Source organism: Leyella stercorea DSM 18206, assembly GCF_000235885.1.
Taxonomy (GTDB): domain Bacteria; phylum Bacteroidota; class Bacteroidia; order Bacteroidales; family Bacteroidaceae; genus Prevotella; species Prevotella stercorea.
Genome location: NZ_JH379426.1, coordinates 1 through 11,479 on the forward strand (window position 1 = coordinate 1; position 11,479 = coordinate 11,479).

An 11,479-nucleotide genomic window follows, 5' to 3' on the forward strand; every position below is an offset into this window, starting at 1 on the left:
GGGTGTCAACCTTATTTAAAAAAAGACATTTTTAGTTGTGTTTATTTACGCTTCTGTTGTGTCAGCTATAATTTCCTGTTTGCGTTGTGCCGAGCGACTGATACTGAGTATAGCACCGATGTACACGCAGTTGATGATGGTCGACGTTCCACCCTTACTGATGAGCGGCAACGGCTGACCCGTCACGGGCACGATGCCCACCGCAACGCACATGTTGAACAATGCCTGCGTAACGAGCAGCAGGGCGAGTCCCATGGCGAAGAGTGCAGGGAAGTTGTTCTCACACTTGCTGGCAATACGTCCCGTGCGGAACAACAGAATGATGTAGAGCATGGCTACACCAGCAGCACCTACGATACCCATCTCCTCGATGATGATGGCATAGATAAAGTCGCTGAACGCCTGCGACACGAAGTCGCGCTCCTCGGAGTTGCCTGGACCCTTGCCTGTGATGTTCGAAGAGGCGATGGCAATGTTGGCGTGCGCTACCTGAGCATCCTTGTCGAGATCGATATCCTTCGGTGCTACATCCTTGTGTGCGAGGAACTTATTGATGCGCGACTTCCACGTATCGAAGCGGTGGAACACCTTCTCCACAACGTTCTTGTCTTCGGCTTTTTCTTCGACATTAGTGTCATTGACATCATTCGGCTTCGCTACTTGCTCGGTGAGGGTCTGACTCTCGGGCTTCTGCGCCTCGTCTTTACCAAAGGTCATCACGGCTCCAACGACGAGTGCTACGCTGAGCACTGCAAAGCCGAGCAGCTTGCCAAGCTGACGCATGGGCACACGTCCAAGCAGCATCATCATGAATATGACGATGCAGAGCAACAATGCCGTTGATAGGTTCTCAACCATGATAAGTGGCACAATGAAGAAGCACACGGTGAGTATGTACTTGAATGCCATCTTGTCGGCTCCATCCTCAGTCTGCAACGCACTCAATATCTGCGCCGTAGCGAGCACCATGGTGCCCTTGGCTATCTCCGAGGGCTGAAACTGTATGCCTACGATGCTTATCCAGCGTTGTGCTCCATTTGTGGAGGCACCGGCTAAAAACACCCACAACAGCGTCACCAGAGAGATAACGAGCATGAATGGCGTCGCCATCTTGAAGTACTTACACTTCACGTTGAGCGTCACTACCATGAAGAATATTCCGACTGCGAGCAGGAAGATATGCTTTATGACAGGAGCTGTATAGCTACCTCCCTTATACGTTAGCTGCGCAGAGGCGGAATATACCTCAATGACACTGATAACGCATAGGAAGAAGAACACCATCCATATTCCCTTGTCGCCTTTGAATATGTTGTCTAATGTCTTGTTTATCATTGCTTGTCATTTTTTATGGTGAGATGGTGAGGGGTTGAGATGGTGATGTGGTGAGATGTTGAGATTTGTATTGCTAATGTCAACACAACACCATCTCAACACCTCACCCCCCTATTACAATCCTCTCACCAGTGTCTTAAACTGCTCACCTCTGTCCTCCATATTCTTGAAGAGGTCGAAGCTGGCGCAGCACGGACTGAGCAGCACGGTGTCGCCGGGTTCTGCAAGCTCGTAGCAGGCAGCCACACAGTCCTTCATCGAGTGAGTATCACGTATCTCCACGCCCTGGTTGTCGAAGAAGTTGTGCAGCTTTGTGTTGTCGGCACCGAGGAATACGAGTGCCTTACACTTCTGCTTCACAAGGTCGAGTATCTCGTTATAGTCGTTGCCTTTGTCCTTACCACCGATGATGAGGATAGTAGGTGTCTTCATACTCTCAAGCGCATACCAGCAAGCGTCTACATTCGTAGCTTTCGAATCGTTGACATACTGCACTCCGCCCACCTTGCACACCTTCTCTAAGCGGTGTTCTACGCCAGGGAAGTCGCTCAGGCTCTGACGTATCACGTCCTTCTTTATGCCCGTGATGTTGCCAGCGATGCCTGCTGCCAGCGAGTTGTATATGTTGTGTTTGCCGGTGAGCGACAACTCCTCCTGCTCCATGTTGAACGGTGTAGGTCGTTCGATGGTGTACTCGCCGTCCTCCATGTAGCCGATGGAACCCTTCTCCTTCAATTCGGAGAACGGATACTGAATGGCTTTGATGTCGTATTTCTCCAGTTCGCGCTTGATGACGGGGTCATCGTTCCAGTAGATGAACGAGTCCTTGTCGGTCTGGTTCTGTATGATGCGCATCTTCGCGTCCACGTAGTTCTGCATACAGTAATCGTAGCGGTCGAGATGGTCGGGCGTGATGTTCAGCAGAATGGCGATATTGGCGTGGAAGTCGTACATATTGTCGAGTTGGAATGAGCTAAGCTCGATGATGTAGTATTCGTGCGGATCCTCTGCCACCTGCAAAGCGAGCGAGCGTCCGATGTTGCCGGCGAGTCCTACGTCGTAGCCTGCAGTCTTGAAGATGTGATAGATGAGCGACGTGGTTGTTGTCTTGCCATTAGAACCAGTGATACATATCATCTTCGAGTGGGTGTAGCGACCTGCAAACTCTATCTCGCTGATGATGTGTATGCCCTTCTCCATAGCCGCCTTCACCATTGGGGCTTCCTTCGGGATACCGGGGCTCTTGATGATTTCGTCGGCAGAGAGTATCTTCTCCTCTGTGTGCTGACGCTCCTCCCACTCGATGGCGTGGTCGTCGAGTAGTTTCTTATATTTGTCTTTGATGGCTGACATGTCGCTAACGAACACGTCGAAGCCTTCTTTCTTTGCCAATACTGCGGCACCGGCTCCACTTTCGCCGGCTCCAAGAATAACTATTCTTTTCATTGTGTCTATCTAATCTTTAACGTTATGATGGTCATCGCTGCAAGGATTATGGTTGTAATCCAGAAGCGCACCGTTATCTTCGACTCATGAAACGCAGTTCGTGGTCGGGTTATGAGATACTTACAGTCGGGGTCGAGCTGCGAAGCCTGTGTGCGGAAGTTGTCGTGGATTGGCGTGCGCTTAAAGATGCGCTGCTTAACGCCATGACGTTTACCGAGTTTGAAGTAGTAGACCTGCAGTATGACGCTTAGGCTCTCCACAAAGAAGATGCCACAGAGTATCGGGAGCATCAGCTCCTTGTGTATGATGATTGCCGTTACGGCGATGATGCCACCGATGGTGAGCGAGCCGGTGTCGCCCATGAACACCTGTGCCGGATAGGCGTTGTACCAAAGGAAGCCTATCAATGCTCCGACAAAGGCACTGAGGAATACTACGAGTTCCTGCGAATCGGGTATGTACATTATATTCAGATAACCCGCATATTCAATGTGCGAGCTGACATAAGCGAGTATGCCCAGTGCCACACCTATTATGGCGGAGTTGCCTGCGCACATGCCGTCCATGCCGTCGTTCAGATTGGCTCCGTTGCTCACTGCTGTCACCACTAAGATGGTCATAATGACAAACAGTATCCAGCCGGCTGCCACACGATACTTGCCGAAGATGCTCGTTATGCGCGAGTAGTCGAGGTTATGGCTCTTAACGAACGGGATGGTGGTTTTCAGTGACTTATGCGCTTCGCTCTGATGCTTCACCACGAGTTCTTGTCCTTGGCGTTCGTAGACGAGGTTCTCGTTCATCTTCACATCGGGCGATGCCCACAGCACAAGACCCACAATGAGTCCGATGCCCACCTGTCCCACAATCTTGTAACGACCTTTCAGTCCTTCCTTGTCGTGGCGGAATATCTTTATGAAGTCGTCCATGCCACCCAAGAAGCCGAGCCACAACGTGGTGACAATCATCAGGATGAGGTAGATGTTGCGCAGACGACCGAGCAACAGCACCGGCACGAGGATAGAGACGATGATTATCACACCACCCATCGACGGCACACCAATCTTCTTTACGCCAAACGGATCGATGCTTGCATCGCGTGCAGTCTCCGTAATCTGCTTACGCTTCAGATACTTGATAAACTTCTCGCCAAACCATGCTGAGACAACGAGTGAGATGATCAGTGCCAACAGCGAGCGGAATGATATGTAGCCCCACATGTGCGAGCCACTAATGCCGTATTCTTCGAGGAAACGGAAAAGATAGTATAACATTTTTAAGTTTTGAATTTTAAGCTTTAAAAGCATTCGCGCACCACTTCATGGTCGTCGAAGTGATGCTTCACACCCTTTATCTCCTGGTAATTCTCATGTCCTTTTCCAGCTATGAGTATCACGTCGCCCTTCTTCGCCATCATGCAGGCTGTGCGTATTGCTTCACGACGGTCGGTGATGGCTATCACCTTCTTCATCTGCTGCGCATTGAGTCCGGCAAGCATATCGTTGATGATGTCCTGTGGTTCCTCGAAGCGTGGGTTGTCGCTTGTGATGATGACGCGGTCGCTCTGCTTCACAGCCTCCTGTGCCATAAGCGGACGCTTGCCCTTGTCGCGATTACCACCGGCTCCGCATACGGTTATCACCTCTCCCTTGCCGTCGAGCACCTCGTGAATGGCGTTGAGCACATTCTCCAATGCGTCAGGCGTGTGAGCATAATCGACAATGGCGGTGTAACCCTCCGGCGAGTGTATCGGTTCGAGGCGTCCGCTCACACTGTGCAGCGTACTCATCGCCACGAGCACGTCCTCAGGCTTCTTGCCGAGCATCACTGCTGCACCATACACAGCCAGCAGGTTGCTGACGTTGAACTTGCCGATGAACTGCACGCCCACCTCTCTGCCGTTCACTTCGAGGTACATTCCTTCGAAGTGACACTCGATGATGCGCGCCTTGAAGTCGGCAACGCTACGTGTGGAGTATGTCTTCACCGTAGCCTTCGTGTTCTGCACCATCACCATTCCGTTCTTATCGTCGGCGTTGGTTATGGCGAATGCTGTCTTAGGCAGCATGTCGAAGAAAGCCTTCTTCGCGTTGCGATAGTTCTCAAATGTCTTGTGATAGTCGAGGTGGTCGCGTGTGAGATTGGTGAAGAGTCCACCAGCGAAGGTCAGTCCACCGATGCGCTTCTGCGCTATGGCGTGCGACGAGCACTCCATGAAGGCGTACTCGCAGCCTGCGTCCACCATGCGGTGAAGCAGCTCGTTCAGTGCTATCGGGTCGGGAGTGGTGTGGTCTGCCGGTACAGCCTCGTCAACGATGTAGTTGCACACCGTAGAGAGCAGTCCGCATTTGTGCCCCATCTTCGAGAACATATTATATAATAAGGTGGCGATAGTGGTTTTGCCGTTCGTTCCGGTCACACCGACAAGCTTCAGCTTTGTCGACGGATTGCCGTGGAATGTGGTGGCAACAATGCCCACCACGTCCTCGGTGTCAGCCACCTGCACATACGTCACGTTTTCTTCGGTTTGTTCTGGTATCACTTCGCAGAGCACAGCCTTCGCGCCGAGCTCCACAGCCTTAGGTATGAACTTGTGTCCGTCTACCTGGGTGCCTTTCATTGCCACGAACAAATGTCCTTCCTTGATGCGGCGAGAATCAATATTGACGCCTGTCACTTCTACATCATCGCTGCCTTTTATAGCAAGAACGGTGATGTTCTTAAGCAATTCTTTAAGTTTCATATATCTGGTTTTTACTTTTTTATATAATAGAGGAATTGGATAAACACCTCAACTCATCAACACCTCAACTCATCAACCGAGCCTTAGCGAGCAAACCATGCCCTTCTTTATACGTTCTCCAGCACCGATGCTTTGCTCCATGACCTTTCCTCTGCCATTTAGCTTCACCTTCACGCCGCGGCTTTCTATGAGATACACGGCATCCTTGGCTCCCATGCCGTGCACGTCGGGCATGGTGTTCTTGTCCACTTCTGGCACACGATGCAGCGCGATTGTCTTTCCGCTGCTCTCAAAGGCGTGTCCCCAGATGGGGTTGCCGTTGAGATATGAGCCGTCCCAGTTGGATTGCTGCTTTATGCCGAGATGGTCGAGCACGTAGCTTGCAGCAAGCATGTTGCCGTTTTTCACCTGCGGAATGAGTATCGACAGCGAGTCGCGTGCATCGGCAGCCTCCAGTTTCAGACTCTGTGCCATGATGCCCTCGGCGATGTCGTGGAACACCACGCCGCTCATGCCGCCACCCGAAGCCGGCAGACCCGACTTCTGTATGCAGACGATGCAGCTATAACGTGGCTCGTAGGCAGGGAAGAAGCCTGCAAACGAGAGCAGATAGTTCATCTGTCCGCTCTTGTATCCGGCTGCGCCCTTCGATATCTGCGCCGTACCCGTCTTGCCTGCTACGAGGAACGACTGCGAGCCGGCTTTCTTGCCGAGTCCCTGGCTCACCACGTGTTCGAGAATGGTGGTTATCTTCTTTATCGTTGTCTCCTTGGCGATGCGCTCGCGCAGCACCACGGGTTCAAATTCCTTTATCACCACGCCGTCCTTCATCACCGCCTTCACAAAGCGCGGTGCCATCATCTTTCCGCCGTTGGCGATGGCGTTGTAGAAGGTGAGTGTTGAGATTGGTGGCACCTGCGTTTCGTAGCCGATGCTCATCCAGGGCAGCGTTGTCTTGCTCCAGTTGACGTACTGCTTGCCGCGCGCGTCTTTCTTCGGCATACGTATGCGTGCCGGCGATGCTCCTTGCAGCGGTATGTGCAGGTCGTCGGCGAGTCCGAGGCGATAGATGCCTTGCACGAACTTCTCTGGCGTGTTGTGGTAGTGGTCGTCGATGATGCGACTCACACCGATGTTCGAGCTGACCATCAGCGTCTGTGGCAGCGTGAGCATACCATAGCCACCGCGTCGCCAGTTGTGGTCTTTCATCTCTCTGCCGTACATCGGCCACACGCCGCCGGCTGTCTCCACACGATAGGTTGTGTCTACCACTCCGTCGTCGAGCGCCACCATGATGCTGGCTGTCTTGAACACCGAACCAGGCTCGAGCAAGTCGCTGATGGCGTGGTTCTTTATCTCGTGATAGTCGTCGTCGGCACACTTCGTCATATTGACGATTGCCTTTACATCGCCCGTCTTCACCTCCATAACGATAGCCACACCCACGTTGGCATTGATGAGGCGCAGCTCCTTGAGCAGTGCGCGTTCGGCAAGGTCTTGCATCGACACGTCGATGGTGGTCATGATGTCGGCACCATTCACCGGTGGTGTGTCTACGATGTTGAGGTATTTGTTGAGCACTTTTCGGCGATGGCGTATGCCCTCCTCGCCACGCAGCAGCGAGTCGTATGAGAGTTCCAGACCGCACTGTGCGGTGTCCTTCGCACCGTACATCTTTCCGATGGTGCGTCCGGCGAGCGAGCCGTAAGCCAGCTTGCGTGCGTTGTGCTCATCCCAGTGAAATCCGCTTTGGTTCTTGCTGAGGTTGAACACGGGCAGGCTCTTCACCTCCGAGAAGGTGCTGTAGTTGATACGTCGGTTCCATACGGGCCAGTGGCGTTTGTTCTTTTCAAAGCCTTCCATGAGGTGCTTCTTGAACTCCTCTGCCGAGCGGTCGGGGAAGATGGCGTTCAGCCCCATGCATATCGAGTCGAGTTTCTGCTCGAAGAGCGTGTCTTTCTTCGCCTCGCGCAGTGCTACGAAGTCCATGAAGATGTTATACTGTGGCAGCGACGATGCCATGAGTTGTCCGTCGCAACTGAGTATGTTGCCACGAATAGGCAGTGTCTTCAAGCTGTCCACCTTCACGCGGTCAGCCACCTCTTCCCAGAAGGCGCGCTTGGCGGTCATTATGTATAGTGTCTTGCCTACGACAGTGATTGCCACCAACGTCATCAGAATGGCGAGGAAACTGTAGCGTGGCATCACTTTCTTACTGTCAAATTTGCTCATGCTTACTCGTTATTAGGGATTGTTATGATGTATGGGGGCTGCGTAGCAATGTGCAACGTTGAGTCTTTGTCGTTATGCAGACGTTCGAGCACCTTGCTCTCGCGGGTCTGCTGTGTCAGGTCGCTCGAGCTGGATAATGCGCGATACTTTGCATCTTCCAGTTCGTTCGTCAGCTTGTCTATCTTTATCAGGTTCTGCTGACACTTGTATCGGTTAGAGATATAGACGATGACGAACAGCGAGGCTATCACTATCACCCATATCTGTCGGCGCAGGAACTGCGTGTTGAGGATGTCGCCGCCGAGCACCTTCTTCAGTGTGAGGTTCTTCGAGAGTGGCAGCTCGTCCTCTATCGCCTGCTGACGTATGATGGTGCGCAGCGATGGCGCACCGTCTGATGCCGGCTCCGATGGGCTTCCGTCGGCTGTCGGTGTCTCGCCAGCTTTCTCGTCCACGGGCTTTGCCTTGTCAGCAGCGGGCGTTTCCACGTTCGTCGTGGCTGCGTCCGCGATATCTATTATGGGGTTGTCTTCTTTCATTTTCTTATTTCTTTTCAGCTATTCTTAGTTTAGCACTGCGACTGCGCGGGTTGTCAGCCTGCTCTTGGTCGGATGGCAGTATCACCTTGTTGTTGACCAATCGGAATGGTGTCTCTATCCTACCGAAGAAGTCCTGCTGCACCTTTCCTTCCACGTTGCCCGACTTCATCACGTTCTTCACCATGCGATCCTCAAGCGAGTGGTAGGTGATAACCGATAGTCGACCGCCTGGTGCAAGCAGCTCAGAGGCAGCGAGCAGCATCTCGCGCAGCGCGTCCATCTCGTGATTCACCTCTATGCGCAACGCCTGAAAGAGTCGTGCCATGTCTTTCTTCTCGCGTTCGCGCTTGAAGAACGGCTCTACGGCTGCCAGAAAGTCCTTCGTGGTCTTTATCTCCGCCGTCTGACGTGCCTTCACAAGAGCCGACGCTATGCGTCGCGAGTTCTTCATCTCGCCGTAGACGTAGAAGATGTCGGCGAGGCGTTCCTCGTCGTACGTGTTCACTATCTCGGCAGCGGTGCGTCCGGCGCGCTTGTTCATACGCATGTCGAGCGGTGCGTCGAAGCGGAACGAGAAACCGCGCTCTGCGTCGTCGAAGTGGTGCGACGATACGCCGAGGTCGGCGAGCAAGCCGTCGATATGCTCCACACCATAATAGCGCATCCAGTTCTTCAGATAGCGGAAGTTGCTGCGCACGAACGTGAAGCTGTCGCCCGCATCGGGAATGTTGCGCTCCGCATCAGCATCTTGGTCGAAGCTGTACAGATGTGCGCCGTCGGTGAGGCGCGACAGTATCTCGCGCGAGTGGCCACCGCCACCGAAGGTGACATCCACGTATATGCCGCCCGGCTTGATGTTGAGCCCGTCAACGCTCTCGCCTAAAAGCACTGGAACATGGTATGTTGCTGCTATCGTAGTATTGTCTGTTTTGTCCTTATACATTATATATGCGTATTTGGGTGTAAAGGTACACAAAAAATCGCATACAAGTTTACAAAAACATATCAAATTTGATTAAATATTACATTTCTTGTGCTAAAATGTTTGTATATAAAAAAGATATAGTATTTTTGCACTAAATTAAGAAGCACAACCAGCGTTTTCGGGTTTATGAATGAGATAACAGAAAAGACGATCGACATCGAAAAGATACTGCACAGCAAGCTGGGCAGCAAGGCTCGCTACGTGCCTCGCCTGCTTGTGAAATGGCTCAAGAAGATTATACACCAAGACCAGGTGAACGCTTTCATCTGGGAGCACCGCGACGAGAGCGGCGTGGAGTGGTTAGAGTCTACAGTGCGCTATCTGAAGATGGACATACGCATCATCGGCAAGGAGAACCTTCCGCCGAAAGACGACGGCAAACTATACACCTTCGTGTCCAACCACCCGCTCGGCGGTCAGGACGGCGTGGCACTCGGCTCCATCATCGGACGCCACTACGACGGACGCTTCCGCTATCTCGTCAACGATCTGCTGATGAACCTCCCGGGTTTAGCACCGGTGTGCATCGGCATCAACAAGACGGGGCGCCAGGGGCGCGACTTCCCGCGCATGGTGGAGGCTGGCTTCAAGAGCGACAACCACATGCTCATGTTCCCCGCCGGACTGAACAGCCGTAAGCAGAAGGACGGCTCAATCCACGACCTGCCGTGGAAGAAGACGTTCATCACGAAGAGCGTGGAGTGCCACCGCGACGTGGTGCCCATCTACTTCAGCGGACGCAACTCCGAACGCTTCTACCGCATCGCCAAGTTCAGCGACCGCTGGCTGCCGTTCAACCTCGCCATGATATTCCTCGTCGACGAGATGTACCGCAACGTAGGCAAACACTTCGACATATACATCGGCAAGCCCATCCCATGGCAGACGTTCGACAAGAGCCGCACGCCGCAAGAGTGGGCACAGTGGGTGCAAGAAGAGGCGTACAAGCTGAGCCCCTCCCAACCCTCCCCGTCGGGGAGGGCTCAGTTAGCCCGATTACCCAAGGCTTAGAAAGGCCTAAGAAGGCTTAGTTCGGCTTAGTTAGCTAAGGCTTAGAAAGGCTTAAAGAGGCTTAGTTACCCAAGGCTTAGGAAGGCCCAAGAAGGCTTAGTTCGGCTTAAACGCTGCCAGAAGAAGGCGCACCCCAACAAAACAGAGAAAGCAAGAAAACAACAAACAATGGAAGAACCAATCATAGAACCCGTCAGCAAAGAGCTGCTCAGAAGCGAACTCACTCCCGAGCGTCAGCTCCGCATGACTAACAAGAGCAACAACGAGATATACATCATCACGGCACACAACGCGCCGAACGTGATGCGCGAGATAGGCCGTCTGCGCGAGATAGCATTCCGCGAGGCAGGCGGCGGCACCGGCAAGCCGATGGACATCGACGAGTTCGACACCTGCACGAACTGCTACAAGCAGCTCATCGTGTGGAACCCCGAGGCAGAGGAGATCATCGGCGGCTACCGCTACATGCTCGGCACCGACTGGGAACTCGACGAGAACCGCCAGCCGAAGCTCGCCACAAGCCACATGTTCCACTTCTCCGAGAAGTTCATCAACGACTACATGCCCTACACCATCGAGTTGGGTCGCTCGTTCGTGACACTCGAGTACCAGAGCACACGCCGCGGAGCGAAGAGCCTCTTCGCACTCGACAACCTGTGGGACGGACTCGGCGCGCTCACCGTCATCAAGCCCAACGTGAAGTACTTCTTCGGCAAGATGACCATGTACCCGTCGTACATACGCCGTGGCCGCGACATGATCCTCTACTTCCTCAAGAAGCACTTCGACGACAAGGACAACCTCATCCTGCCGCTCCACCCGCTGAAGATAGAGACCCCTAAGGAGGAGCTCGCAGCCTTGTTCTGCGAGGACGACTTCAAGAAGGACTACCTCATCCTCAACCGCGAGATACGTGCGCTGGGCTACAACATCCCGCCACTCGTCAACGCCTACATGTCGCTCTCGCCCACCATGAAGCTCTTCGGCACCGCCATCAACTACGGCTTCGGCGACGTAGAGGAAACGGGCATACTCATCGCCGTCGACGAGATACTCGAAAACAAGCGCGTGCGCCACATCGACTCGTTCATAAAGGAGCACCCCGAAGCTCTCAAAATAACGAGCGGTGCCAACAACGTCATCTACAAAGAACGCCCATAGGAGGGTATGGCATCCTGCCATACCCAC

9 protein-coding genes are annotated in these 11,479 nt (G+C 53.3%); 2 read left to right on the forward strand and 7 right to left on the reverse strand.

Annotated features, from left to right (window positions below; genetic code table 11):
* Window positions 1–45: 45 nt before the first annotated feature.
* The 7 genes from HMPREF0673_RS06645 to rsmH form a co-directional block, all read right to left on the reverse strand.
* On the reverse strand, window positions 46–1,335 hold the full coding sequence (locus HMPREF0673_RS06645) for an FtsW/RodA/SpoVE family cell cycle protein (protein WP_007899844.1): 1,290 nt from the start codon (window positions 1,333–1,335) through the stop codon (window positions 46–48).
* 114 nt (window positions 1,336–1,449) lie between these two features.
* The gene (gene murD, locus HMPREF0673_RS06650) at window positions 1,450–2,781 is read right to left on the reverse strand and encodes a UDP-N-acetylmuramoyl-L-alanine--D-glutamate ligase (protein WP_007899848.1); all 1,332 of its coding nucleotides are present in this window, start codon (window positions 2,779–2,781) and stop codon (window positions 1,450–1,452) included.
* Between the two features lie 5 nt (window positions 2,782–2,786).
* Window positions 2,787–4,055 carry a phospho-N-acetylmuramoyl-pentapeptide-transferase gene (locus tag HMPREF0673_RS06655; RefSeq protein ID WP_040596596.1) on the reverse strand — a complete coding sequence of 423 codons (1,269 nt, stop codon included), beginning with the start codon at window positions 4,053–4,055 and terminating at the stop codon, window positions 2,787–2,789.
* 23 nt (window positions 4,056–4,078) lie between these two features.
* A complete protein-coding gene (locus tag HMPREF0673_RS06660) occupies window positions 4,079–5,524 on the reverse strand; it encodes a UDP-N-acetylmuramoyl-L-alanyl-D-glutamate--2,6-diaminopimelate ligase (protein ID WP_007899853.1) in 1,446 nt (481 codons plus the stop codon).
* A gap of 72 nt (window positions 5,525–5,596) precedes the next feature.
* Window positions 5,597–7,756 carry a penicillin-binding protein gene (locus tag HMPREF0673_RS06665; protein WP_007899856.1) on the reverse strand — a complete coding sequence of 720 codons (2,160 nt, stop codon included), beginning with the start codon at window positions 7,754–7,756 and terminating at the stop codon, window positions 5,597–5,599.
* Between the two features lie 2 nt (window positions 7,757–7,758).
* The gene (locus tag HMPREF0673_RS06670) at window positions 7,759–8,295 is read right to left on the reverse strand and encodes an FtsL-like putative cell division protein (protein WP_007899857.1); all 537 of its coding nucleotides are present in this window, start codon (window positions 8,293–8,295) and stop codon (window positions 7,759–7,761) included.
* A 4-nt stretch (window positions 8,296–8,299) separates the two neighbouring features.
* On the reverse strand, window positions 8,300–9,238 hold the full coding sequence (rsmH, locus tag HMPREF0673_RS06675; protein WP_007899858.1) for a 16S rRNA (cytosine(1402)-N(4))-methyltransferase RsmH: 939 nt from the start codon (window positions 9,236–9,238) through the stop codon (window positions 8,300–8,302).
* A gap of 168 nt (window positions 9,239–9,406) precedes the next feature.
* Here rsmH and HMPREF0673_RS06680 point away from each other — a divergent pair, with 168 nt between their 5' ends.
* Both HMPREF0673_RS06680 and HMPREF0673_RS06685 read left to right on the forward strand, forming a co-directional pair.
* Window positions 9,407–10,291 (forward strand): hypothetical protein, encoded by an 885-nt coding sequence (locus tag HMPREF0673_RS06680; RefSeq protein WP_007899859.1) that lies wholly within the window; start codon window positions 9,407–9,409, stop codon window positions 10,289–10,291.
* A gap of 168 nt (window positions 10,292–10,459) precedes the next feature.
* Window positions 10,460–11,452 carry a GNAT family N-acetyltransferase gene (locus HMPREF0673_RS06685; protein ID WP_007899860.1) on the forward strand — a complete coding sequence of 331 codons (993 nt, stop codon included), beginning with the start codon at window positions 10,460–10,462 and terminating at the stop codon, window positions 11,450–11,452.
* Window positions 11,453–11,479 lie beyond the last annotated feature (27 nt).